Consider the following 23,810-nt stretch of genomic DNA (forward strand, 5'->3'; position numbering starts at 1 on the left):
GGATGGATCCGGCAACGGAGAGCGGGCGCATCTGCGCGGTCGCGGGCCAGAGCCAGCGGGAAATGCGGGAGTGGGCCAAGGCGTACCCGAGACTCTTCTCGGCCAAGCAGTTCGACCCGGCCCTGTTCAGCACGCTGGCCCTCGCCACGGCGTTCAGCGGCCCGTGGCTGGACAGCGCACAGCAGCGGATGGCCAACCGCACGACGCTGTGGTGCTTCGGGCTCGACTGGCTGGTCGACTACGTCGCGACCTCGCGTGCCGGGGCCGCCGCCATCGCCGAACGGTGTCTCGCGGTGGCGCACGGCGCCGCGCCGGGGACGGCGACGACCTGACCGTCTTCCTGGCCGACATCCGCGCGGAGCTGGCGGCCGCCGAGGCGTTCCCGGTGCTGGGCCCGGTCTGGCGCGACGAGCTGCGCCGGATGCTCGACGCGATGGTCCGCGAGCACGACTGGAAGGCCGAAGGTGCGGCCCTGCCCTCCTTCGCGGAGTACCTGGACAACGCCGACAACCTCGGCTTCTCGTTCGTGTTCGCGGCGCATTGGCTCTTCACGAGCCCGCCGCCGGCCGATGCCGACATCGCCCGGGTACGCGCCGCGAGCCGGGCGGTGCAGCGCGTGATCCGGCTGCTGAACGACCTCGCGACGTACGAGCGGGACGTGCGCTGGGGCGACCTCAACGCGCTGCTGCTCGGTCCTACCAGGAAAGAGGTGAGCCAGCGGGCCGAGGCTCTCGCCGCCGAGGCCCGTGACCTGGTCCGTGCCCTGCGGGACAGCCAACCGGCGCTGGCCAACTATCTGGAGCGGCAGATGGACTTCTGCGTCGGCTTCTACGGTGTCACCGACTACTGGGGCGCGTGGTGAGGGTCGATGTCGGCGGCGCCGCGCGGCAGTTGGTCGCCGGCCTGGTGGCCGAGCCGTGGGGCCGGGTCACCCCGTCGGTGTACGAGACGGGCCGGCTCGTCACGCTGGCGCCGTGGCTCGCCGGCCACCGGCAGCGGATCGCGTTCCTGTTGCGCACCCAACGAGCGGACGGCGGCTGGGGCGGCCCGGACGGGTACGCGCTGGTGCCGACGCTGAGTGCGACCGAGGCGCTGCTCGCGACCGGCGACGGCGACCGGGTACGCGCTGCCGCCGAACGCGGGCTGGCCGCATTGACCAGGTGGGGGCGGGGCGTACGGCAGTCCATTCCGGACATGCCAGCCATCGAGCTGATCGTGCCCGCGCTGACCGAACTGGTCAACGACCACCTCGACCGGCACGACCGGCCCCGGCTTCCGCTGCCGGCGGGCATCGACGGTGCCCGGCTCGGCGCGGTGCGCGCGGCGCTGGCGGCCGGCCGCCCGGCTCCCGAAAAGCTGCTGCACGCCTGGGAGGTGGTCGGTGGCGCGGCGCCCGATGTCCGCCCGCAGCCGCCCGGCACCGTCGGTGCCTCACCAGCCGCCACCGCGGCGTGGCTGGGTGGCCGGGGAGCACCCGACGCCACCGGCACCGCCCGGCAGTACCTGGAGGCGGCGGTCCGGCGCTACGGCGGCCCGGTGCCGTGCGCGACCCCGATTACCGTCTTCGAGCGGGCCTGGACGCTAAGCTGGCTGGCCGAGGCGGGCGTACCGGTGACGGTGCCGGACGTGGTCCTGCGCGAGCTCGCGGATGCCGTCGGCGCCAACGGCACCCCGGCCGGACCGGGGCTGCCCCAGGACGCGGACACCACCGCCGTGGCGCTGTACGCCCTGGCCCAGCTCGGTCGGGAACGGGAGCCGGACAGCCTGTGGGCGTACGAGACGGAGACGCACTTCTGTACCTGGCCGGGCGAGGAGGGCCGCTCGGCCACGGTCAACGCGCACGTGCTCGAGGCGTTCGGGCACTATGTGGCCGAACGGCCCGACGCCGCGCCGCGCTACGGCCGGGCGGTCCAGAAGCTGACCGCGTGGCTGCACGCGAACCAGGAGGCCGACGGCGCCTGGCGGGACCGGTGGCATGCGTCGCCCTACTACGCGACCGCCTGCTGCGCGCCGGCACTGGCCCGGTTCGGTAGCGGCCCGGCGGCGACCGAGGCGGTGGGCCGCGCGGTGGACTGGGTCATCTCCACCCAGCGCGCGGACGGATCGTGGGGGTGGTGGCGGGGTACGGCGGAGGAGACCGCGTACGCGGTGCGCGTCCTGCTGGCGCGACCGGACGAAGCCTCCGGACGGGCCGTGGCGCGTGGGTACCCACATCTCGTGGGGGCCGTTCGGCGCCGTTCGGTCGGCGGATCGGCTGACCCGGCGATGTGGCACGACAAAGATCTCTATTTGCCGAGGGCGATCGTGCGCGCCGCCGTACTCGCCGCCGTGCACCAGGCACAACGCTCCTTTTCATGATCCTTTTTGGAGCTGGTGGTTAGTCCGATGTAGACATCTGAGGCTTGAGGCGAGGCTCACGGCGTTGCTAGGGTGCCCGGGTCACTCACCCTCACCGTCGGTTGGGACTGGTGCGATGAGATTCCGCAGCTCAAATGTGCGGACCAAGATCGTTGCTCTGCTTCTGTCGCTGTTTGCGCTGTGGGCCTTCGCCGCGTACGTCACGCTGCGCGAAGGGTTGAACCTGCTGGCCGTGAGCCAGCTGGACAGCGGCGTCTCCCAACCGAGCGAGCAACTCGTTCTGGAGCTCCAGGAGGAGCGCCGGCTCACGCTGGTCTACCTGGGCAAGCCCGGCCCGCCTCAGCGGGAGGCGCTGGACGCCCAGCGCGAGCGCACCGACGAGGCGGCGGCGGACTTCGCGTCGAAGGCCACGACGGGCGGCGTACGGGCGCTGGCGAGCAGCGAGCTGGAGCAGCGGATCGACGCGGTCTCCGACCGGCTCGCCGAGCTCGGTGAGAGCCGGCGGGAGATCGACGCCCGGGGTGGCGTCGCCCGTGCTGTCGCGGCCGACAGGTTCACGACCACTGTCGCCGCCGTGCAGCACCTCTTCGACGCGCTGGCCACCCTGGACGACAAGGAGCTGGCCAAGGACATCCGCATGCTCATCGGCCTGGACCGGTCCCGGGAGCTCATCTCCCAGGAGGATGCGCTGGTGGCAGGGGCGCTGGCCGCCGGGCGGCTCACCGCGAGCGAGCGCGAGCGGGTCGACCAGATCGTCGGGGCACACCGCTTCTACGCCGAGCTGGCCGGCGCCGAACTGCCGGAAAAGGACCGCGCCCGGTACGACGACCTGGTCAACGGCTCGAGCTTCGCCATCCTGCGCGGGCTGGAGGAGCGCCTGGCCGAGGCCGCCGACGGCACGACCGGCGGCGTGGACCCGGGGGAGTGGGACGCGGCGCTCAAGCCGGTCCTGACCCAGTACCGGGAGGTCATCGTCGTCGGTGGCGACGACATCGTCGCGCGGGCCATCCCGGTGTCCGTCGGGGTCGTCGTGCGGCTGGTGCTCGCCGGTGGTCTCGGCCTCGGCGCGCTCGTCGCCTCCATCATCATGTCGATCACCACGGCCCGGGCCCTGGTACGCCAGCTGGAGCGGCTGCGCACCGCCGCCTGGGACCTGGCCAACGAGCGACTGCCCGGCGTGGTCGAGCGGCTGCGGCAGGGCGAAAAGGTCGACGTGGCCGCCGAGTCGCCACCGCTCACCTTCGGCGGCGACGAGATCGGGCAGGTGGGCCAGGCGATCAACGCGGTGCAGGAGACCGCGATCCGGGTCGCCGTCGAGCAGGCCGAGCTGCGCAACGGGGTCCGGGACCTCTTCCTCGGCCTGGCCCGCCGCAACCAGGCGCTGGTCCACCGCCAGCTCAAGGTGCTCGACGAGATCGAGCGGCGCGAGACCGACGCCCACGAGCTGGCCGACCTCTTCAAGGTGGACCACCTCGCCACCCGCATGCGGCGCAACGCGGAAAACCTCATCGTGCTCTCCGGCTCCGTGCCCGGCCGCCGCTGGCGCAACCCGGTCCCGTTCGTCGATGTCGTACGCGGCGCGGTGGCCGAGGTCGAGGACTACACCCGGGTGGCGGTGCTGCCGATCGACAGCTCGTCACTGTCCGGCCGGGCGGTCAGCGACGTGATCCACCTGCTCGCCGAGCTGATCGAGAACGCCGCGTCGTTCTCCCCGCCGTACACGATGGTGAACGTCGGCGGGCAGAAGGTGGCCAACGGCTTCGTCGTGGAGATCGAGGACCGCGGCCTGGGCATGAGCGAGTCGGAGCTGGCCGCGGCGAACGAGCTGGTCCGCCACCCGCCGGAGTTCAACCTGTCCAGCACGGCCCGGCTCGGCCTGTACGTGGTCGGCCGGCTCGCCGAGCGGCACAGCATCGACGTGCAGCTGCGCCGGTCGCCGTACGGCGGCACGATGGCGATCGTCCTCATCCCGGCCACGCTGGTGGTCGCCGAGCCGGAGCCGAGCGAGCCGGAGGAGGTCGCACCGTCCACAGCGGAGGGAGCGGAACCGGCCCGCCGGGTGCGGACGTACCAGTCGCTGCGCGCCACCCAGGACACCGAGCCGCCGGCTCCGGACGCCGAGGTCGCGCCGGTCACGCCGATCTCGCCGGCGCCGGTCTCACCGGCCCCGGTCATCGCCCGGGTACGCGTCGCGCCGCAACCGGAACCGCAGCCGGAGCCGCACCCCGGTCCCCAGCCGGCCGCGCCCGTCACGCTGACGCCGTCCGGGCTGCCATGGCGGGTACGCCAGGCGAGCCTCGCCGCCCCGCTGCGGGAAAGCCCGCCACCCGGGGACGAGGACGTGGAGCCGCCGGCCACGCGTACGCCGGACCAGACCCGCAGCATGATGGCGGCGTACCAGTCGGCGACGCGCCGCGGGCGGGCCGAGGCGGAGCGGCAGCTGAGCACGCCGCCGGGGTCGGCCGATCCCGACGGTGACCCGCAGAAAGAGGACAACTAGTGGTGCAGACGACAAGCTCCGTCGGTGACCTGGCGTGGTTGCTGGACGATCTGGTCGAACGGGTGGCGGAGGTCAAGCAGGCCGTCGTCCTGTCTGCCGACGGCTTACTCATCGCCGCGTCCCGCGACCTGAGTCGTGAGGACGCGGAGCATCTGGCCGCGGTCGCGTCCGGGTTCCAGAGCTTGGCTCGGGGCGCCGGGCGGCAGTTCCGGGGCGGCAACGTGCGCCAGACCATCATCGAGATGGACACCCTCTTCCTCTTCGTGACCGCGGCCGGCCAGCGCGCCAACCTCGCCGTACTCGGCACCGAGGAGTCCGACGTCGGACTCGTCGCGTACGAGATGGCCATGCTCGTCACCCGCGTCGGCCAGTACCTGACGACGCCGTCGCGGTCCACCGTGAGCTCGCCCGACGGGAGGTGACCGATGGATTCCACCGCGGCGCCAGACGAGGACATCTGGCACGACGACGAAGCCGGGCCGGTCGTCCGGCCATACGCGATGACCCGCGGTCGGACCGCGCCCGCCCGCGGCGAGTTTGACCTGATCTCGCTGGTGGTGGCCACGCGCTCGGTGCCGTCCATCGCGGCCGGGTTGCAGCCCGAGCACATCACGATCATGCGGCTGGCCCAGCGTCCACTGTCCGTGGCGGAGGTCGCCGGCCACCTGACCCTGCCGCTCGGCATCGTCCGGGTGCTGCTCGGCGACCTGCTCGACAAGGGCTACATCCTGGCCCGGGAGCCGCAGCCGGCCACCCACATGCCACCAGAGCGAATCTTCAAGGCGGTGATCAATGGGCTCCGCTCTCTCTGAGACCTTCCCGGAGGGCGACCCCAACCTGCCCATGGCGATCAAGGTGCTGATCGCGGGCGGCTTCGGTGTCGGCAAGACCACGATGGTCGGGGCGGTCAGCGAGATCCGCCCGATGCGCACCGAGGAGGTCATCACCGAGGCGAGCGTGGGCGTCGACGACACCTCCGGTGTCGAGACGAAGACCACGACCACGGTGGCCATGGACTTCGGCCGGATCACCATCTCCGACGAGGTCGTGCTCTACCTGTTCGGTACGCCGGGGCAGGATCGCTTCTGGTTCGTGTGGGACGAGCTGGCGCTGGGCGCGGTGGGCGCCGTGGTGCTCGCGGACACCCGGCGGCTGGCGGCCAGCTTCCCGTCCATCGACTACTTCGAGCGCCGGGGCACGCCGTTCATCGTCGCGGTGAACTGCTTCGACGACGCCCCGAACTACCAGGTCGACGACGTCAAGCTCGCCCTCAACCTGGACCCGGATGTGCCGCTGTTGTTGTGTGATGCACGCCAGGCTAAGTCGGGCAAAGAGGTGCTTATTGCCCTCATGGAGCACGCCATGAAGAAGGCTGGCGTCCCAGCTTAGAGATGCAAGGAAGGGCCCCTGTTATCGCTTTATGCATAGCAGGGGGCCCTTCCTAACACTTAACCCTTGCCTGCGAGCGCGTGCGGAAGTACGGTCAGCGGCATTGCCGGAACGTTCCGGCAAGCCGAGGTGAGAGGAGATCGAGTGCGCACGCTCGGCCCCGGAGAGCGCCCCCACCCACTGGACCCGCTCGGCCCGGAGGAGATCCTCGCGGTCCGGGAGATCCTCGCCGGCGAGGGCGTCTTCACGGAGTCGACGCGGGTGGCGTACCTCGGTCTGGAAGAGCCGCCCAAAGCGGAGGTCCTCAAAACCGCGGGCAGTAAGCGCCGAGCCCGGGCCTTCCTCCTCGACCTCGCCACCGGCGAGGGCGAGGACGTCGTCGTCTCCCTGACCGACCGCCGGGTCGACGCGCGCACCGTGCTCGACCCGGTCAAGGACGGGCAGGTGCCGCTTCTCACCGAGGAGCACGGCCTCGTCCGCCGCGTCCTGCGCGAAGACGCGGGCTGGATCGCGGCCCTCACCCGCCGCGGGATCGAGCCCGATCAGGTGTACGTCGCCGCGCTCACCGCCGGCCACTACGACCTGCCGCACGAGGAGGGCCGGCGGGTGGTCCGCGTGCTCGCGCATCTCCAGCCGACCCCCGACAGCCTGCCGTGGGCGTACCCGATCGACGGCCTGGTGGCCTACGTCGACCTGGTCAAGGGCGCGGTACTGGAGATCGTCGACACGGGCGTTCTGTCCGTTCCGTCCGAGTCCGGTGATTACCATGATCCGGAAGTGTTCGGTCCGCGGCGCACGACGCAGCGGCCGATCGAGATAACGCAGCCGGAAGGACCCAGCTTCACCGTCGACGGCAACCTCGTCACGTGGGAGAAGTGGAGCCTGCGGCTGGGGTACGACATGCGCGAAGGGCTCGTCCTGCACCAGATCGGCTTCGACGACGCCGGGCGTACCCGGCCGGTGGTCTACCGGGCTTCGGTGGCCGAGATGGTCGTGCCGTACGGGGACCCGAGCCGGGTGCGCTTCTGGCAGAACTACTTCGACACCGGGGAATACCAGCTCGGCAAGCTGGCCAACGCCCTCGAACTGGGCTGCGACTGCCTCGGCGACATCACCTACTTCGACGCCACGATCGCCGGGGACGATGGGGCGCCCCTCGTCCTGAAGAACGCGATCTGCATGCACGAAGAGGACTACGGCGTGCTGTGGAAGCACACCGACCCGGCCAACGGCTCGCGGGAGACCCGGCGCCAGCGCCGCCTGGTGATCTCGTTCTTCGTCACGGTCGGCAACTACGACTACGGCTTCTACTGGTACCTGTACCTCGACGGGACGATCGAGCTGGAGGTCAAGGCCACCGGCATCGTCTTCACCGGCGTGTACGACGAGCGGGCCGCGCCGTACGGCTCGCAGGTGGCGCCGGGGCTGGCGGCGCCGTACCACCAGCACCTGTTCAGCGCCCGGCTGGACATGACCGTGGACGGCGTGGCCAACGCGGTCGACGAGGTCGACGTCGTGACCCGCCCGATGGACGCGGCCAACCCGTACGGCAACGCCTTCGGCCGCGCGATCACCCGGCTGCGCACCGAGAGCGAGGCCCAGCGGGACGCGGCCGGCAGCCGCGACCGCACCTGGCACGTCGTCAACCCGGCGGTCCGGAACAGGCTGGGCCAGCCGGTCGGCTACGCCCTCTTCCCCCAGGACAAGCCCACCCTCCTCGCCAGCGAGGGGTCGTCCGTCCGCCGCCGGGCGGCGTTCGCCACCCGGCATCTCTGGGTCACCCGGTACGACCCGAGCGAGCGCTACCCGGCCGGCGACCTGGTGAACCAGCACCCGGGCGGCGCCGGGCTACCCCGCTACGCCGCCGCCGACCGCGACATCGACGGCCAGGACATCGTGCTCTGGCACACGTTCGGGCTCACCCATTTCCCGCGGCCGGAGGACTGGCCGGTCATGCCCGTCGACACCTGTGGATTCACGCTGCGCCCGGTCGGGTTCTTCGACCGCAACCCGACGCTCGACGTCCCCCGACCACGGCCGGCTGCTGTGGCGGCTCCTCCTGCCAGTGCCCCCATTAGGAGATGATTTCGTGCGCCACCCCCTTTTGACCGGCGGCGTCGTGGCCGCTCTGCTCGCCACTTCGGCCTGTTCGGCCCCGCCGGCGTCCGCGCCGGCCACGAGCAACACCAAGCCGGGGTACGTCTCCGTCGTCGACGAGAAGCTGCCGTCCGGCGGCACGTTGAGTTTGGAGTTGCCCCTCGACATCGCCGGCGCGACCGGGTTCGACCCGCAGGTGGCGGACGTCGCCTCGTCCTGGCAACTGCTCTCCCTGGTGTACGAGACGCTGGTCACCGTCGGCGCCGACTTCTCGGTGCAGCCGGCCCTCGCCGAGAGCTGGGAGACGCCGACCCCCACCACGTACGTCTTCCACCTGCGCGAGGGCGTGAAGTTCTCGAACGGGCGGGCGATGACCGCGGACGACGTGGTCGGCAGCCTCAAGCGGCTGCTCGCCTCGCAGTCGGTGTGGCGGGGCCAGCTCGGACCGGTCAAGGACGTGACGAAGACCGACGACAAGACGGTCACCGTCACGCTGTCCGAGGCGTACACGCCGTTCCTGGCGGCGCTGGCGAACGTCCCGGCCGCGATCCTGCCGATGAAGGAGATCGACGACAAGTCGGTGGACATCACGAAGGCGATGCTCGGCACCGGCCCGTTCAAGGTCTCCGCCCACCGCCAGGACGTGTCGTGGAGCTTCGCCCGCAACGACCAGTACTGGGCGTCCGGCAAGCCGTCGCTGGCCGGCGTCGAGGTGACGATCGCGCCGGAGGAGGCGGCCCGGGTCGCCTCGCTGCAGAACGGCAAGGCGTCCGTCGCCACGCTCGGCAACGTCGACTCCCGCACCATGCTGGCCGGGGCGTCCAATGTGGAGGTCCTGACCCAGGCGACCACCGACTTCTACTACCTGATGCTCAACACCCAGGCGCCGAACTCGAAGTTCGCCGACCCGCGGGTGCGCAAGGCCATCAACATCGCCACCAGCCGTACCCGGATCGCGGACATCGCGCTCGGCGGCCAGGGCAAGGCGACGGCCGTCACCCCGGTCGGGCTGCCCGGCTCCTGCGACCCGGCGAAGCTGCCGTCGGCGACCGCGAGCCAGGACGAGGCCAAGAAGCTGCTCGCCGAGGCGGGCGCGCCGGACCTGACGTTCAAGCTGAGCATCTTCGCCACGCAGCCGGCGCCGGCGGTGGCCCAGGTGATCCAGCAGGACCTGCAGCAGGTCGGCATCAAGGTGGAGATCGAGCAGATGGACGAGGCGAGCTGGGCCGGCAAGGTGTACGGCGCGGCGCCGGCCACCTTCGACGCGGCGCTGTCCTGGTTCGCGGGGTACGCCGACCCGGGCATGGTCACCAAGTGGTGGAACCCCGACGTGTCGTTCTTCAACAAGGGCTTCATGAAGACCGACGCCGGCCTGAGCGGGCTGATCGACGCGGCCAACAAGCTCCCGGTGGGCGGCCAGCGGGACGCGGCGCTGGCCCAGGTCTGCACGAAGGTCGACGAGGACGCCCAGATGATCCCGCTCGTCACCCGGCCGTCCACTGTGGCCCTCCGCACGGACGCGGCGAGCGTGAGCCTGTACGCCGTCGAGGGGTACGGCAACCCGCTGCGGCTGCTGTCCGACTTCCGCAAGCCGGCGGCCTGACACCGCCATGCGCCTCGCACTGTGGTGGTCCGGCCGGCTGCTGAGCTCAGCGGTGACGCTGCTCGGCGTGTCGATCCTCATCTTCGTCGCGCTGCGGCTCATGCCGGGCGGCTTCGCCGAGACCATCCTCGGGCCGTTCGCGACGGCGGAGCAGAAGGCCGAGATGGCGCAGCGGTACGGCCTGGACCAGTCGGTGCTCGCGCAGTACGGGCACTGGTTGTCCGCCGCGGTCGGCGGCGACTTCGGTACGTCGATGATCAGTCGCGAGCCGGTGGCGTCGGAGCTGTGGGCGCGCCTCCCGGTGACCGCGCGGTTGACCGGTTTCGCGGTGGCGCTGGCGCTGCTGCTCGGCGTGCCGCTGGGCGTCCTGACCGCCGTACGGGCCCGGCCCGGCGGCGGCGGGGCGCTCGGCCGGCTCGCCAGCGGGCTGGGCGTGAGCGTGCCGGAGTTCGTGCTGGGCAGCCTCGTGGTGTTCCTGTTCTCCCGCTACGTGCCGGGGATCCCGGTGAGCGGATCCGTCGTGCTTCCCGGCATCGTGCTGTCCCTCTTCGCCATCTCGGTCACCGCCCGCACCACCCGGGACGCGGTGTTGGGCGTGCTGGTCGAGCCGTACATCACCGCGGCGGTGGCGCGGGGCGAGTCACCGTGGTTCGTCATCCGGCACCACGTGCTGCGCAACGCCGCCGCCCCGGTCGTCACGCTCACGGCGACCATCGCGGCGTACCTGCTCGGCGGCGCGCTGGTCGTCGAGTACGTGTTCAACCTCCCCGGGATTGGCTCGTACGTGGTGCAGGCCGTGGGCCGGCGCGACTACGCGGTGGTCCAGGCCGGTGTGCTGCTCGCCGCGACCGTCTTCATCACCCTCAACGCCCTCGTGGACCTGTTGGTCGGGCTCATCGATCCGCGGCTTGCCACCCGCCGGAGGACCGCATGAGACGACTCCGCTTGGATTGGCTCTCCTGGGGCGGGCTCGGGTGCCTCGCCCTCCTGGTGGTCTTCGCGCTCGGGTCCACTGTGCACCTCGCCGGTGACCCGGACGCGATCGTCGGCCCGCGCCTGCAACCACCCGGTCCACAGTGGTGGCTGGGCACCGACAACCTGGGGCGGTCGATGCTGCCCCGCGTCATGGAGGGCGTCGGCACCACGCTGCTGCTCTCCTCGACCGCCGTGGTGCTCACCGCGGCGCTCAGCGCGGGCCTGGGCATCCTGGCCGGGTATCGCGGCGGCTGGGTCAACGAGGTGGTGTCGCGCCTGGTCGAGGTGCTCTACTCGTTTCCGGCCATCGTGCTCGCCGTGCTCGTGGCCGCGGTCGCCGGCCCGGGTCAGCTCGCCGCGCTTGCCAGCATCGTGCTGGTGACCATCCCGCTGATGACCCGGCTGGTGCGCGCCGCCGCTGTGGGCGTCTCCCAGCGCGACTACGTCACCGCGGCGGTCATCAGCGGCGCCCGCCTGCCCCGCATCCTCGGCCGCCACGTGCTGCCCAACGTCGCCGGCACGGTCGCGGTGCAGGGCACGTACGCGCTGTCGGTGGGCATCGCGGTCGAGGGCGGGCTGAGCTTCCTCGGGCTCGGCGTACAGCCGCCGCAGGCGTCCCTCGGCGTGCTGATCCAGCAGGGCGGCACGTACATGATCGCGGCCCCGTGGCTGATCGTCGGGCCGGGTGTCGTGCTGGTGCTGGCCATCCTCGCCATCAACGTGGTCGGCGACGGGCTGCGCGACCGGCTGGAGCCCAAGGAGACGAGGTCGCTGACATGATGAGCACCCTGCTGGCGGTGGAGAACCTCGCGGTGGACTACGCGGCGCGTGACCGCGTCGTACGCGCGCTCGACGGCGCCGACCTGGCCGTGGCGGCGGGGAGACCGTGGGCATCGTGGGCGAGAGCGGCTCCGGCAAGTCCACCCTGGGCGCGGCCATCGGCGGTCTGCTGCCCCGCACCGCCCGGTACGCCGAGGGTGCGATCCGCGTCGCCGGGGAGTCCATCGTGGACCTGCCGGCGGCGCGCCTGCGGCGGCTGCGGCGCGAGCGGCTCGGCTTCGTGTTCCAGGACCCGATCGCCTCCCTCGACCCGACGATGCGGATCGGCGCACAGCTCAAGCTGGTGCTGGGCAAGGGCGGGGACCCACTGTCGCATCTGGACCGCGTCCGGCTGGCCGACCCGCGGCGGGTCGCCCGGTTGTACCCGCACCAGCTCTCCGGCGGCATGGCGCAGCGGGTCGCCATCGCTATCGCGATGGCGAAGGAGCCGGAGCTGCTGGTCGCGGACGAGCCGACCGCCGCGCTGGATTCCCAGGTACGCCAGGAGGTGCTGGACGTCGTGTTCACGCTCGCCGCCGCGGCGGGCACGAGCATCGTCTGGCTCAGTCACGACCTACCCGCCGTGGCCCGGCGGTGCGGCCGGATCGCCGTCATGTACGCCGGCCGGGTCGTGGAGGAGGGGCCGGCGAAGGAGGTGCTGGGCCGGCCGGCGCACCCGTACACGGCCGCGCTGGCCCGTTCGGTGCCGGCCGGTACGGCCTACGGCACCCGCCTCGTGCCGGTGCCCGGCCGGCCGCCGGTGCTGACCGGCCGCTCAGCCGGTTGCGGGTTCGCGCCGCGGTGCTCGTTCGCCGTGGAGCGCTGCACCACCGAGCGCCCGCCGCCGGTACGCGTCGACAGCCAGTTGGTGCTGTGCCACCGGGCGGGAGACCTCTCGTGACCCTCGAACTGGACGGCGTGATGGTCACCTTCTCCTCCGGCCTGCCGCCGCGGCGCCACGTGGTGCGCGCGCTCAACAACGTCTCTCTCCACGTCGGTACGGGCGAGACGCTGGGCCTGCTCGGCGAGTCCGGCTCCGGTAAGACCACGGCCGGGCGGGTCGCGCTCGGCCTCCAGCGCCCCGCGTCCGGCGCCGTACGCTTTGAGGGCCGCCCCTTCCCGAAGCGGCGGCGCCAGCTGGCCGGGCGCATGCAGGCGGTGCTCCAGCATCCACATTGGTCACTCAATCCGCGGATGCGGGTGGGGCAGAGCGTCGCCGAGCCGGCGGTCATCCTCGGCGGCCGGGCGGACGGCGTGCCCGACATGCTGGAGCGCGTCGGCCTGGAGGCGGCCCTCGCCACCCGATACCCGCACGAGCTGTCCGGCGGCCAGCAGCAACGCGTGTCCATCGCCCGCGCGCTCATCACGCAGCCGCGGTTCATCGTCTTCGACGAGGCGGTCAGCGCGCTGGACGTGTCGGTGCAGGCGCAGATCCTGAACCTCATCAAGGACCTGCAGGCTGAGTTCGGCTTCAGCGCGCTGTTCATCTCGCACGACCTCGGGGTGGTCCGCTACGTCGCCGACCGGATCGCGGTCATGCGCGGCGGCGAGGTGGTCGAAACGGCCGACACCGAGACGTTTTACACCGCTCCGACCCACGAGTACTCGAAGAAACTGTTGGAGGCACTATGAGCGCACCCCGGCTCGCGACCGCGTCGGCTTTCGCGCCCGGCGTACCCAGCAACGCCGACCTGGCGTTGACGCCGCTGCGCAGCCCTGGGCACGGGGTCGTCGCCTTCGACATCCCGGGCGTGTACGTCGGCACCGCCGAGTACGCCGAAGGGCCCACCGGCTGCACGGTCGTACATGTACCCGCGGGCGCGCGGACCGCGGTCGACGCCCGTGGCGGTGCGGTCGGCCTCAGCGGCGGGTACGACTTCAACCACGCCATCTGCCTGGCCGGCGGCTCGGTGTACGGCCTGGAGGCCGCCGCCGGCGTCAGCGCCGAGCTGCTGGCCCGCCGGCAGAACAGGGTCAAGTGGGACGAGCTGCAGATCGTCTCGGGCGCGGTCGTATACGACTTCTCCGCGCGCGACAACGCGGTCTACCCCGACGCCGCCCTCGGTCGAGCCGCCCTGCGCCACGCCGAGGAGGGCTTCTTCCCCATTGGACGGTGCGGGGCCGGGCGGAGCGCGACCGTGGGCAAGGTGGACTTCGCCCGCGCCGAGTACGGCGGCCAGGGCGCGGCGTTCGGCACGTTCGGAGCCGCCAAGGTGCTCGTGGCGACGGTGCTCAACGCGGTCGGCGTCATCGTGGACCGGCAGGGCGAGATCGTGCGCGGCAACTACCACCTGTCCGAGGGTGGGCGCCGGCACCCGTCGGTCGACTACGCGGCGAGCGCGTCGGCGGGGGTCTCGGGCAACACGACCCTCACCGTCCTGGTCACCAACGTCCGGCTGGCTGACCGTGAGCTCAGTCAGCTGGCCCGCCAGGTGCACAGCTCGATGCACCGCGGCATCCAGCCGTTCCACACCGACACCGACGGCGACGTGCTCTTCGCCCTCACCACCGACGAGGTCGACCTGGACGGGCTGAAGCCGACCGGGTTCGGCGCCCTCGCCTCCGAGGTCGCCTGGGACGCGATCCTCTGCGCGGCGGAGTGAGGCGTGTACGTCTCCCCGCGCTTCCCCGTCGACCCGCGACACGCGGTCGACCTGGTACGCCGGCACCCGTTCGCCCTCGTGGTCAGCGCTGACGGCGGCGTGCCCCTGGCCACCCACGCTCCCGTCCTCGTCGAGTCCGCTGTGGACACCTCGTTCGTCGGCGCTACCCTGCTGGGCCACCTGGCCCACGCCAATCCGCAGTGGCAGGGCTGGGAGCGCGCGCCCGCGGTGCTGGTGGTCTTCGCCGGCCCGCACGGCTACGTCTCGCCGACCGCGTACCGCACCGATCCGGCCGTCCCGACGTGGGACTACGCGGCCGTCCACCTGACCGGCACGATCGAGGTGATCCCGGACACCGGCGGCACGCTCGACGTGGTGGAGCGGACCGTGCGGGCGATGGAGTCGACGCGTACCCCGCAATGGGTGCCCAGCCCTGCGTCGCGCGCGCGGTTCGCGGACATCGTCGGGGCGTGGTGGCCTTCCGGGTACGGGTGACGGCCGAGCGGAGCGTCTTCAAGCTGAGCCAGGACCAGGACGCCGCGACGCGGGCCCGGGTCGCGGCGGACGCGCCCCCGGCGTTGGCGCGCCTGATGGAGGACGTGTGACCTTCCCCGGTTTCGCGTCGTCCTCCGTCCTGCCCTTCTCCCGCGGCCGGGAGTTCGGGACCGTCTGGCGTGACGAGGTGCGCGCCACCGCTTCGGCGTACGAGGCGCTCTTCGCGGCGCACGGCGGTTGTCCCGCGCGCACGCGTGCGTGGGCGGAGGAGGCGTTCGCGCGTACGGCCGACTGGGCGCCGCAGCTGGCCGACGAGATGGCCGGCATCGCGTCCGGCTCCGGGCTGGAGACCTGGCGGATCGCCGCGCTCAACGCCCGTACCGAGATCCTGGCCGCCCTGCGGGTGACCGGCGAGGGCGAATGCTCCACAGTGGTCTGTCTACCCGTGGACGGGCAGGCGCCCCGCACGATGCAGACGTGGGACTGGCACGACCGCTTCGGCGGCGCCCCGATCCTGTGGTCGTACGACGTACGGCCCGGCCACACCGTGCGCACCTTCACCGAGTTCGGCGTGCTCGGCAAGATCGGGGTCAACAGCGCCGGCCTCGGCGCGCACTTCAACATCCTGCGCCACGCCTCGGACAGCGACCGGATCGGCGTCCCCGTACACCTGGTGGCCCGCCGCATCCTCGACGACGCCCGTACCGTGGCCGAGGCCGCCGACATCGCGCGTTCCGCCCGGCTGTCCGCCTCGACGGTCATCACCGTCGTCACCGAGGGCGCCGCCGCGTCGCTCGAGTTGTGCCCGGCCGGCGTGGCCGTGGTGCCCGTGGCCGGTCTGCTCCTGCACACCAACCACTTCCTCGATCCGTCATTGGCCACGGGGGAGCGGCTGGGCACCGAGCGACCGGGCACGTACGCCCGCCTGGAGCACCTGCGCGACCAGGCGGACGGCCTGGTGGCGGCCGACCTAACGGCGCGCGCCCGAGCGATGCTGAGCCACGAGGTCGGCGGGCCGGTCTGCGCCCACGCCAACCCGGCCGAACCGTTCCACCAACGCTGGGAAACCCTCGCCACGATCGCCCTCGACGTCCGGTCGGCCCGCGTGTACGCCCACCGCGGCGGCCCCTGCACCGCCACCCCATCAACCTGGCAACTCTTCTAACCCAGCACCCGACGCCGGGTGCCCGGCGTCCGGCGTCCGGCGTCGATCAAGGCTTTCCGCGTCGATCAAGGGCATATGGTCGTGGTTTGATCTCCGATCCACGGCCGTTTGCCCTTGATCGACGGCAAAAGCCTTGATCGCGGGGGCGCTAGGTCAGCGCACCTTCGAGCACGTCCAAGCCTTCGGCCAGCAGGTCGGGCGGTGTGACGAGTGGGGGAGGAAGCGCAGGACGTTGCCGTACGTGCCGGCCGTGAGCGTCAGCAGGCCCTCGGCGTGACACGCCTGGGACACCCGCCGCGCCAGGTCGGCGTCGGGCTCGACGGTGCCGGGGCGGACCAGCTCGATCGCGACCATGGCGCCGCGGCCGCGTACGTCGCCGATGGCCGGCACCCGCTCCCGGAGCTTGCCCAACCGGGGCAGCATGGTGTCGCCGATGCGGCGGGCCGCCGCGCACAGGTCCAGTGTGGACATGGTGGCGATCGCGCCGAGCGCCGCCGCGCAGGCGACCGGGTTGCCGCTGAACGTGCCGCCGAGCCCGCCCGCGTGGACCGCGTCCATGAGTTCGGCCCGCCCGGTGACCGCGCCCAGCGGCAGCCCGCCGGCGATGCCCTTGGCGGTGATGACGAGGTCGGGCACGACACCCTCGGCGGCGCAGGCGAACCAGTCGCCGGTGCGGCAGAACCCGGTCTGCACCTCGTCGGCCACGAAGACGGCGCCGCTGGCCCGGCACCAGGCGGCGATCTCGGGCAGGAAGCCGGGCGCCGGCACCACGAACCCGCCCTCGCCCTGGATGGGCTCGAGCACGACGCACGCCACGTTGGCCGCGCCGACCTGCGCCTCGATCAGGTCGATCGCGCGCCTCGCGGCCTCCGGGCCACTCAGCCCATCCCGGAACGGGTACGACATCGGCGCGCGGTATACCTCGCCGGCGAACGGGCCGAAGCCGCTCTTGTACGGCATGCTCTTGGCCGTCATAGCCATCGTCAGGTTGGTCCGGCCGTGGTACGCGTGGTCGAAGACGACGACCGCCGGGCGCCGGGTCCACGCCCGTGCGATCTTGACGGCGTTCTCGACCGCCTCGGCACCGGAGTTGACCAGGATCGACCGCTTCTCGTGGTCGCCCGGCGTCAGTTCGTTCAGCCGCTCGCAGACCTCGACGTACCCCTCGTACGGCGTGACCAGGAAGCACGTGTGGGTGAAGGCGGCCGCCTGCGCGGACACGCCGGCGACCACGGCCGGGTCGGAGCCGCCGACGCTCGTCACCGCGATGCCGGAGGCGAAGTCGATGAACGAGTTGCCGTCCACGTCGACCAGCACCCCGCCGCTCGCGGCGGCGGCGAAGACCGGCAGCACGTGACCGAGCGAGCCCGACACCGCCCGCTGCCGGCGGGCCATCAGCTCCACCGAGCGCGGTCCGGGCACGGACGTGACCAGCCGGCGCACCTGAGTCAGCTCACCCATGGCGGAACGCCGCGATGCCCGTCAGCGCACGGCCGACGACGAGGGTATGGATCTCGGCGGTGCCCTCGTACGTCAGCACCGACTCGAGGTTGTTCGCATGTCGCATCACCGGGTACTCCAGCGTGACGCCGCTCGCCCCGAGGATCGTGCGGCAGGTGCGGGCGACCTGGATGGCCTCCCGGGTGTTGTTCAGCTTGCCGGCGCTGACCTGCTCGGGGGTGAGCGTGCCGGCCTCCTTGCGCCGTCCAAGGTGGACGGCCAGCAGCAGGCCCTTGCCCAGTTCCAGCGCCATGTCGGCGAGCTTCTCCTGGGTGAGCTGGTACGACGCCAGCGGCCGGGCGAAGACCTCCCGCTCCCGGGCGTACGCGAGCGCGGTCTCCAGGCAGTCCAGGGCGGCGCCCATCGCTCCGAAGATGATCCCGAAGCGGGCCTCGTTGAGGCAGCCCATCGGCCCGGCGAGGCCCGTGGCGCCGGGGAGCAGCGCGTCCGCCGGCAGTCGTACGCCGTCCAGCACCAACTCGCTGGTCACGCTCGCGCGCAGGGACAGCTTGTGCGGGATGTCCCGGGCGGTGAAGCCGGGGGTGCCCGCCGGTACGAGGAAGCCGCGGATCCCGTCGTCGGTGCGCGCCCAGACCACCGCGACGTCGGCCACCGACCCGTTGGTGATCCACATCTTGGTGCCGTCGAGCACCCAGTCGTTCCCGTCCCGCTTGGCCCGGGAGCGCATCCCGGCCGGATCGGATCCGAAATCCGGCTCGGTCAGCCCGAAGCACCCGATGCGCTCGCCGGCCGCCATCGCCGGCAGCCATTCCCGCTTCTGCTCCTCCGAGCCGTACGCCCAGATCGCGTACATGGCGAGCGAGCCCTGCACGGACACCAGGCTGCGCAGGCCCGAGTCGGCGGCCTCCAGTTCGAGGCAGGCCAGCCCGTACGACACGGCGCCGAGCCCGGCGCAGCCGTAGCCGTCCAGGTGCATGCCGAGCACGCCCAACTCGCCGAGCTGGCGGGCGAGGTCGCGCGCGGGAATCTGGCCCTGCTCGAACCACTCGGCCACGTGCGGGCGCACCTCGCGGTCGCACAGCCGGCGTACCGCCTGGCGGATCTCGCGCTCCTCGTCGGTGAGCAGGTCGTCGATGCCGAAGAGGGCGGCGGGATGGGTGCTCATGGAGCCACTACACCATAGATCGAATATTGGATCCAGTATTGAATAGCCAAGATCCGTGACGTAGTGTCCGGTAGTCATGGACCTGCTGAATCTCGTCAACGGCCGCTGGATCGAGGGATCCGGTGACCCGTTCACCGACGCCAACCCGGCCCGCCCGGCGCAGATCGTGGCGCGCGGCCACTTCGCCGGCGCGGACGAGGTCGAGGCCGCGATCGGCGCCGCGGCGCAGGCCGCACCCGGGTGGGCCGCCACGCCGCACCACGCGCGGGCGGCCGTGCTCACCGGCGCCGCCGAGATCATCGAGCGCAACGCCGAGGCGTGGGGCCGGGAGCTGACCAGCGAGGAGGGCAAGACCCTGCCGGAGGGCGTCGCCGAGGTACGCGGCGCGGCGCGGATCCTGCGCTACTACGCGTCCGAGGCGGACCGGGACAGCGGCGAGATCTACGCCTCGCCCCGGCCCGGCGAGCGGCTGCTCGTGGTGCGCCGCCCGATCGGCGTGGCCGGCGTGATCACTCCGTTCAACTTCCCGATCGCCATCCCGGCGTGGAAGATCGGGCCCGCGCTCACGTACGGCAACACGGTGGTGTGGAAGCCGTCCTCGCTGGTACCGCTGCTGGCCTACCGGCTGGCCCGGGCGCTGGTCGACGCCGGGCTGCCGGACGGCGTGCTCAACCTGGTGTACGGCGAGGCCGAGGCCGGCGCGGCGATCATCGAGCACCCCGGCGTGCACGCGGTCTCGTTCACCGGCTCGACCGCGGTGGGCCGGGCGGTCATCGCCCGCTGCGGCGAGCTGGCCAAGCCCGTACAGACCGAGATGGGCGGCAAGAACGCGGCCGTGGTGCTCGCCGACGCCGACCTGGACCACGCGGCCGAGCAGATCTGCGCCGGGGCGTTCCGGTCGACCGGGCAGAAGTGCACGGCGACGTCGCGGCTCATCGTCGAGGCGGATGTCGCCGACGAGATCCTGGATAAAGTCGCCCGCCGAGCGGAGAGCCTCGTGGTCGGCGACCCGCTCGATGCGGGCGTGGAGATGGGCCCCCTGGTCAGCGGCGGTGCCCGCGAGCGGGTCGCCGCCGGGGTGAGCCGGGCGCTGGGTCAGGGCGCCACGGCGCTGGCGGGCGGCACACCGTACCCGGATGGAGATCTCGCGACGGGGTGGTTTGCCCCGCCGACGGTGCTCGACCTGCCCGGCACCGGTCTGGACTTCTGGCGCGACGAGCTCTTCGGGCCGGTCGTCGGCGCGGTCCGCGCGAGCGGCCCGGACGAGGCGCTGCGCCTGGCCAACCTCAGCGACCACGGGCTGTCCGCGGCCATCTTCACGCGCGACCTCGGGGTGGCGCTCCAGGCCGTCGACCACCTCGACGTGGGCGTGCTGCACGTCAACTCGGAGTCGGCCGGGACGTTCCCGTGGGTGCCGTTCGGCGGGCGCGGGCTGAGCGGGTACGGCCCGAAGGAGCAGGGGCGCGCGGCCCGGGAGTTCTTCACCCACACGGTGACCGTCTACCTCGGCGCCCCCGGATGAGCTCGCTCGCTGGCCTGCTCGTCGCGGACTTCAGCCGGGTGCTGGCCGGGCCGTACGCGACCATGCTGCTGGGTGACCTCGGTGCCGAGGTGGTCAAGGTGGAGCGGCCGGGCGGCGGCGACGACGTCCGCTCCTGGGGGCCGCCGTACGCGGACGGCGAGGCGACGTACTTCCTCGGCGTGAACCGCAACAAGCGGTCTATCGCATTGGATCTATTGGATCCAGTAGACAACGAGGTGGCCCGGCGGCTGGCGGCTCGCGCCGACGTCCTGGTGGAGAACTTCCGGCCCGGCGCGATGGACCGCTTCGGCCTCGGCTACGAGCAGCTCAGGTCGGTCAACCCCGGCCTGGTCTACTGCTCGATCACCGGCTTCGGCGCGGGCCCGGGCGCGGCCATGCCGGGGTACGACCTGCTGGCGCAGGCGGTCGGCGGCCTGATGAGCGTGACCGGCGAGCCGGACGGCTCCGGGACGAAGACCGGTGTCGCCCTCGTCGACGTCATCACCGGGCTGCACGCGGCGCTCGGCATGCTGGCCGCGCTGCGCCACAAGGACCGCACCGGCGCGGGTCAGCGGGTCAGCGTCTCGCTGCTGTCGTCGTTGCTGTCGGCGCTGACCAACCACGCCTCGGCGTACGTCGCGGCGGGCGTCGTGCCCCGCGCGATGGGCAACCAGCACCCCAGCATCGCGCCGTACGAGGTGTTCGAGGCAGCGGACCGCCCGCTGGTGATCGCGGTGGGCAACGACCGCCAGTTCGCGGCGCTGTGTCGCGTGCTCGGCCGGCCCGACCTCGCGGCCGACCCGCGCTACGCGACCAACGCCGGGCGGGTGGCCGCGCGTACACCGCTGGTGCGGTCGCTGTCCGAGGCCCTGTCCGTGCGCACGGCGGACGCGTGGTTCGCCGCGCTGACCGCCGCCGGGGTGCCGTGCGGCCCGATCAACGACCTGGCGGCCGCCTTCGACCTGGCCGACTCGCTCGGCCTGGCTCCGGTCGCCGAGGTGGCCGACCCGCGCCGCGACCAGCCGGTACGGCAGGTGGCCAACCCCATCGGCCTGGACCTGACGCCGCCCGAGTACCGCCTCGCGCCGCCGCGCCTGGGGCAGGACGGCGAGCGAATACGTGAGATGTTGGATCCATGAGTCTGGGTGAGGGACTTCGGAGGCCGCCGACCGCGCAGCAGTTCGTCCTGGAGGAGCTGCGGCGGGCGATCACGGCCGGCGTGCTGCGTCCGGGCGCCCCGATCAAGCAGGACGCGCTCGCCGAGGAGCTCGGCGTCAGCCGGGTCCCGCTGCGCGAGGCGCTAAAGACCCTCCAGGGCGAGGGGCTCGTGAACTACCAGGCGCACCGCGGGTACTTCGTGGAAACACTGTCCCTTGAGGACCTTCGCGAGGCGTACCGGATCCGCCAGATCCTGGAGGCGGAGGCGATCCGCAAGGCGGTGCCTAACCTCACCCCCGCGGACCTCGACGCGCTCGACGAGGCGCAGCTGGACGTGGAGCGCGCCAGCCTGCTGGGTGACGTGCCCGAGATGGCGGCCGCCAACCGGCGGTTCCACCTGATGCTCTTCGAGCACGCGAAGATGCCGCGCCTGCTCCGGTTGATCCGGAGCCTCTGGGACGCGACCGACGCGTACCGGTCCATGTACTACGGCGCGAGTGAGAACCGTGAGCGGGTCGTCCACGAGCACCGCTCCCTGCTGGGGGCGCTGCGCCGGCGGGACGCCGACGGTGCCGTGGAGGCGCTCGACCTGCACCGCGCGCACGCCGTGTACGCGCTGGAGGAGTCTCTGGCCGATTGACAGGCGTGATATTGACCCACGACGATATGGGAACGCTCCCATGTCCTCGGAGGAACATCATGCCTCTCAAACCCGGTCGAACACGCCGGCTTGCCATCCCGGTCCTCGCGCTGGCCTGTGCCGCCGCGTTCGTCACGCCCTTCCTGATCACTCAGTCAGCGAGCGCCGCGGCGACGCTGCGCCTCGCGGCCGCGACGCGCGGCAAGTTCATCGGCTTCGCCGCCGCCACCAACCTGCTGACGAACGACGCCTCCTACCGCTCCATCGCGCAGACCGAGTTCAACCAGGTCACCGCCGAGAACGCGATGAAGTGGGACGCCACCGAGCCCAACGACAACCAGTACTCGTTCGCCGGCGCGGACCAGGTCGTTGCGTTCGCCCAGGCCAACTCCCAGGTCGTGCACGGTCACACGCTGGTGTGGCACAGCCAGACGCCGGGCTGGGTGCAGGGCCTGTCCGCCACCGCGATGCGCACCGCGATGCAGGACCACATCGCGACCGTCGTCGGCCGGTACGCCAGCAACCCGGCCGTGCAGTCCTGGGACGTGGTCAACGAGATCTTCAACGAGGATGGCACGCGCCGCGCGTCCTTCTGGCAGAACACCCTCGGTGACAGCTACGTCGCGGACGCGTTCCGGTACGCCCGCGCCGCGGACCCGGACGCCCGGCTGTGCATCAACGACTACAACGTCGAGGGCATCGGCGCGAAGAGCAACGCCATGTACAACCTCGTCCAGTCGCTGCGCGCGCAGAACGTGCCGGTCGACTGCGTTGGCTTCCAGGGCCACCTGGGCACCCAGTACGGCTTCCCGAGCCAGGTGCAGCAGAACATGCAGCGCTTCGCCGACCTCGGCGTGCAGGTGCGCGTCACCGAACTGGACGTGCGCAGCGTCCTGCCGATGGACGCCACCAAGACGCAGACCCAGATCACCTACTACACCAACGTGGTGAACGCCTGCATCGCGGTGACGGCGTGCGCCGGCATCACGATCTGGGGCATCGACGATGGGCACTCCTGGGTGCCGAGCACGTTCAGCGGCCAGGGCGCGGCCCTGCTGTGGGACGCCAGCTACAACCGCAAATCGGTGTACGACGCGGTCAACGCCGCCCTGGACGCCGGCGGCGGTGGCGGCACCGACACCCAGGCACCCAGCACACCGGGTACGCCCACCGCGTCCAACGTGACCGCGTCGGCGGCGACCCTGTCCTGGACGGCGTCGACCGACAACGTCGGGGTCAGCGGGTACGACATCTACCGCGCGCCCGGCGCCAGCGGTGGCGCGTTCGCGAGCGTGGGCACGTCGACCACCACGTCGTTCACCAACTCCGGCCTGACGGCCAGCACGACGTACCGGTACCAGGTGCGGGCCCGGGACGCGGCCGGCAACACATCCGCGTTCTCGCCCGCGGTCACCGTCACCACGACGACCGGCGGCGGGGCGGCACCGGCGGCTGCACCGCGACGTACACGATCGCGAACCAGTGGTCCGGCGGCTTCCAAGCCGGCGTGACCGTCACGAACGGCACCACCGCCCGGACCAGTTGGACGGTGGCCTGGACGTTCGCGAACGGCCAGACCATCACCCAGATCTGGAACGCGACGGACACCGCGAGCGGCGCGAGCCACACCGTGCGCAACCTGTCGTACAACGGAAACCTGGGGGCCGGCCAGTCCACCACGTTCGGCTTCCTCGGCAGCTGGAACGGCACCAACTCGGTGCCGACCCTGACCTGTAGCTAGGGCCCCAGGGTCAACGCGGGCGGGCTCGCCCGGCCATGACGGTCGGGTGAGCCCGCCCGATCATCCGACCGTCCGGGCGATCGATCGGGGGTGTTCCATCGATAGACAGCCGTGACATC

Annotated in this window: 23 protein-coding genes and 1 pseudogene; 22 read left to right on the forward strand and 2 right to left on the reverse strand. The window is 72.0% G+C overall.

The annotated features are described in order from the left end of the window. Positions 1-2: 2 nt before the first annotated feature. The 17 genes from Prum_RS49710 to Prum_RS26500 all read left to right on the forward strand — a co-directional run bounded on the left by Prum_RS49710 (position 3) and on the right by Prum_RS26500 (position 16,004). Positions 3-332 (forward strand): hypothetical protein, encoded by a 330-nt coding sequence (locus tag Prum_RS49710; RefSeq protein ID WP_218577344.1) that lies wholly within the window; start codon positions 3-5, stop codon positions 330-332. Then, positions 284-862 carry a terpene synthase family protein gene (locus Prum_RS26430; protein WP_218577345.1) on the forward strand — a complete coding sequence of 193 codons (579 nt, stop codon included), beginning with the start codon at positions 284-286 and terminating at the stop codon, positions 860-862. The genes Prum_RS49710 and Prum_RS26430 overlap by 49 nt, the downstream gene beginning before the upstream one ends. Next, positions 859-2,358, forward strand: coding sequence for a prenyltransferase/squalene oxidase repeat-containing protein (locus Prum_RS26435; protein WP_246278109.1), 1,500 nt, complete (start codon positions 859-861; stop codon positions 2,356-2,358). Before Prum_RS26430 ends, Prum_RS26435 begins: the two co-directional genes overlap by 4 nt. 136 nt (positions 2,359-2,494) lie before the next feature. Beyond that, entirely contained in the window at positions 2,495-4,858 is a 2,364-nt protein-coding gene (locus tag Prum_RS26440) for a sensor histidine kinase (RefSeq protein WP_281368973.1), read from the forward strand. Then, entirely contained in the window at positions 4,858-5,280 is a 423-nt protein-coding gene (locus Prum_RS26445; RefSeq protein WP_173078945.1) for a roadblock/LC7 domain-containing protein, read from the forward strand. The genes Prum_RS26440 and Prum_RS26445 overlap by 1 nt, the downstream gene beginning before the upstream one ends. A 3-nt stretch (positions 5,281-5,283) precedes the next feature. Then, the gene (locus Prum_RS26450) at positions 5,284-5,670 is read left to right on the forward strand and encodes a DUF742 domain-containing protein (protein WP_173078946.1); all 387 of its coding nucleotides are present in this window, start codon (positions 5,284-5,286) and stop codon (positions 5,668-5,670) included. Next, on the forward strand, positions 5,651-6,247 hold the full coding sequence (locus Prum_RS26455) for a GTP-binding protein (protein WP_173078947.1): 597 nt from the start codon (positions 5,651-5,653) through the stop codon (positions 6,245-6,247). The genes Prum_RS26450 and Prum_RS26455 overlap by 20 nt, the downstream gene beginning before the upstream one ends. A 144-nt stretch (positions 6,248-6,391) precedes the next feature. Further along, the gene (locus Prum_RS26460) at positions 6,392-8,332 is read left to right on the forward strand and encodes a primary-amine oxidase (RefSeq protein WP_173078948.1); all 1,941 of its coding nucleotides are present in this window, start codon (positions 6,392-6,394) and stop codon (positions 8,330-8,332) included. A 4-nt stretch (positions 8,333-8,336) separates the two neighbouring features. Beyond that, complete coding sequence (locus Prum_RS26465; protein ID WP_173078949.1) at positions 8,337-9,947, forward strand: ABC transporter substrate-binding protein; 1,611 nt, start codon at positions 8,337-8,339, stop codon at positions 9,945-9,947. A 7-nt stretch (positions 9,948-9,954) separates the two neighbouring features. Beyond that, on the forward strand, positions 9,955-10,881 hold the full coding sequence (locus Prum_RS26470; protein WP_173078950.1) for an ABC transporter permease: 927 nt from the start codon (positions 9,955-9,957) through the stop codon (positions 10,879-10,881). Next, entirely contained in the window at positions 10,878-11,702 is an 825-nt protein-coding gene (locus tag Prum_RS26475) for an ABC transporter permease (RefSeq protein ID WP_173078951.1), read from the forward strand. Before Prum_RS26470 ends, Prum_RS26475 begins: the two co-directional genes overlap by 4 nt. Positions 11,703-11,808: 106 nt before the next feature. Beyond that, positions 11,809-12,642 carry an ABC transporter ATP-binding protein gene (locus Prum_RS26480; protein WP_281368974.1) on the forward strand — a complete coding sequence of 278 codons (834 nt, stop codon included), beginning with the start codon at positions 11,809-11,811 and terminating at the stop codon, positions 12,640-12,642. Beyond that, complete coding sequence (locus Prum_RS26485) at positions 12,639-13,373, forward strand: ATP-binding cassette domain-containing protein (protein WP_218577347.1); 735 nt, start codon at positions 12,639-12,641, stop codon at positions 13,371-13,373. Before Prum_RS26480 ends, Prum_RS26485 begins: the two co-directional genes overlap by 4 nt. Then, the gene (locus Prum_RS26490; protein ID WP_173078952.1) at positions 13,370-14,344 is read left to right on the forward strand and encodes a P1 family peptidase; all 975 of its coding nucleotides are present in this window, start codon (positions 13,370-13,372) and stop codon (positions 14,342-14,344) included. Before Prum_RS26485 ends, Prum_RS26490 begins: the two co-directional genes overlap by 4 nt. 3 nt (positions 14,345-14,347) lie before the next feature. Then, on the forward strand, positions 14,348-14,839 hold the full coding sequence (locus Prum_RS26495) for an FMN-binding negative transcriptional regulator (RefSeq protein ID WP_173078953.1): 492 nt from the start codon (positions 14,348-14,350) through the stop codon (positions 14,837-14,839). Next, complete coding sequence (locus Prum_RS53905) at positions 14,815-14,949, forward strand: hypothetical protein (protein ID WP_281368975.1); 135 nt, start codon at positions 14,815-14,817, stop codon at positions 14,947-14,949. Before Prum_RS26495 ends, Prum_RS53905 begins: the two co-directional genes overlap by 25 nt. Further along, positions 14,946-16,004 carry a C45 family autoproteolytic acyltransferase/hydrolase gene (locus Prum_RS26500; RefSeq protein WP_173078954.1) on the forward strand — a complete coding sequence of 353 codons (1,059 nt, stop codon included), beginning with the start codon at positions 14,946-14,948 and terminating at the stop codon, positions 16,002-16,004. The genes Prum_RS53905 and Prum_RS26500 overlap by 4 nt, the downstream gene beginning before the upstream one ends. Before the next feature lie 148 nt (positions 16,005-16,152). On the opposite strand, the pseudogene gabT reads toward Prum_RS26500, so the two are convergent. Both gabT and Prum_RS26510 read right to left on the reverse strand, forming a co-directional pair. Next, positions 16,153-17,465 (reverse strand): annotated as a pseudogene (gene gabT, locus Prum_RS26505) (4-aminobutyrate--2-oxoglutarate transaminase). Next, positions 17,458-18,630: an acyl-CoA dehydrogenase family protein gene (locus Prum_RS26510; protein WP_173078955.1), complete on the reverse strand. Its 1,173-nt coding sequence runs from the start codon at positions 18,628-18,630 to the stop codon at positions 17,458-17,460. Before Prum_RS26510 ends, gabT begins: the two are co-directional and overlap by 8 nt. Positions 18,631-18,706: 76 nt before the next feature. On the opposite strand from Prum_RS26510, the gene Prum_RS26515 reads away from it, so the two are divergent. The 5 genes from Prum_RS26515 to Prum_RS51930 are packed head-to-tail and all read left to right on the forward strand — an operon-like array spanning position 18,707 to position 23,691. Next, on the forward strand, positions 18,707-20,152 hold the full coding sequence (locus tag Prum_RS26515; RefSeq protein WP_173078956.1) for an aldehyde dehydrogenase family protein: 1,446 nt from the start codon (positions 18,707-18,709) through the stop codon (positions 20,150-20,152). After that, a complete protein-coding gene (locus Prum_RS26520) occupies positions 20,149-21,291 on the forward strand; it encodes a CaiB/BaiF CoA transferase family protein (RefSeq protein ID WP_173078957.1) in 1,143 nt (380 codons plus the stop codon). Before Prum_RS26515 ends, Prum_RS26520 begins: the two co-directional genes overlap by 4 nt. Continuing rightward, positions 21,288-21,950 carry a GntR family transcriptional regulator gene (locus Prum_RS26525; RefSeq protein WP_173078958.1) on the forward strand — a complete coding sequence of 221 codons (663 nt, stop codon included), beginning with the start codon at positions 21,288-21,290 and terminating at the stop codon, positions 21,948-21,950. Before Prum_RS26520 ends, Prum_RS26525 begins: the two co-directional genes overlap by 4 nt. 59 nt (positions 21,951-22,009) lie before the next feature. Then, positions 22,010-23,461, forward strand: coding sequence for a glycoside hydrolase family 10 protein (locus Prum_RS51925; RefSeq protein WP_246278110.1), 1,452 nt, complete (start codon positions 22,010-22,012; stop codon positions 23,459-23,461). Continuing rightward, positions 23,458-23,691 carry a cellulose binding domain-containing protein gene (locus tag Prum_RS51930; protein WP_246278111.1) on the forward strand — a complete coding sequence of 78 codons (234 nt, stop codon included), beginning with the start codon at positions 23,458-23,460 and terminating at the stop codon, positions 23,689-23,691. The genes Prum_RS51925 and Prum_RS51930 overlap by 4 nt, the downstream gene beginning before the upstream one ends. The last annotated feature ends 119 nt before the right edge of the window (positions 23,692-23,810 follow it).

It is taken from the genome of Phytohabitans rumicis (assembly GCF_011764445.1).
Classification (GTDB): Bacteria; Actinomycetota; Actinomycetes; order Mycobacteriales; family Micromonosporaceae; genus Phytohabitans; species Phytohabitans rumicis.

Excerpts from the sequence above, each read along its gene's own strand:
- Prum_RS49710 (WP_218577344.1), top strand. The coding sequence starts at position 3 with ATGGATCCGGCAACGGAGAGCGGGCGCATCTGCGCGGTCGCGGGCCAG.
- Prum_RS26450 (WP_173078946.1), top strand. The coding sequence starts at position 5,284 with ATGGATTCCACCGCGGCGCCAGACGAGGACATCTGGCACGACGACGAA.
- Prum_RS26455 (WP_173078947.1), top strand. The coding sequence starts at position 5,651 with ATGGGCTCCGCTCTCTCTGAGACCTTCCCGGAGGGCGACCCCAACCTG.
- Prum_RS26470 (WP_173078950.1), top strand. The coding sequence starts at position 9,955 with ATGCGCCTCGCACTGTGGTGGTCCGGCCGGCTGCTGAGCTCAGCGGTG.
- Prum_RS26475 (WP_173078951.1), top strand. The coding sequence starts at position 10,878 with ATGAGACGACTCCGCTTGGATTGGCTCTCCTGGGGCGGGCTCGGGTGC.
- Prum_RS26490 (WP_173078952.1), top strand. The coding sequence starts at position 13,370 with ATGAGCGCACCCCGGCTCGCGACCGCGTCGGCTTTCGCGCCCGGCGTA.
- Prum_RS26510 (WP_173078955.1), bottom strand. The coding sequence starts at position 18,630 with ATGAGCACCCATCCCGCCGCCCTCTTCGGCATCGACGACCTGCTCACC.
- Prum_RS26515 (WP_173078956.1), top strand. The coding sequence starts at position 18,707 with ATGGACCTGCTGAATCTCGTCAACGGCCGCTGGATCGAGGGATCCGGT.
- Prum_RS26520 (WP_173078957.1), top strand. The coding sequence starts at position 20,149 with ATGAGCTCGCTCGCTGGCCTGCTCGTCGCGGACTTCAGCCGGGTGCTG.
- Prum_RS26525 (WP_173078958.1), top strand. The coding sequence starts at position 21,288 with ATGAGTCTGGGTGAGGGACTTCGGAGGCCGCCGACCGCGCAGCAGTTC.
- Prum_RS51925 (WP_246278110.1), top strand. The coding sequence starts at position 22,010 with ATGCCTCTCAAACCCGGTCGAACACGCCGGCTTGCCATCCCGGTCCTC.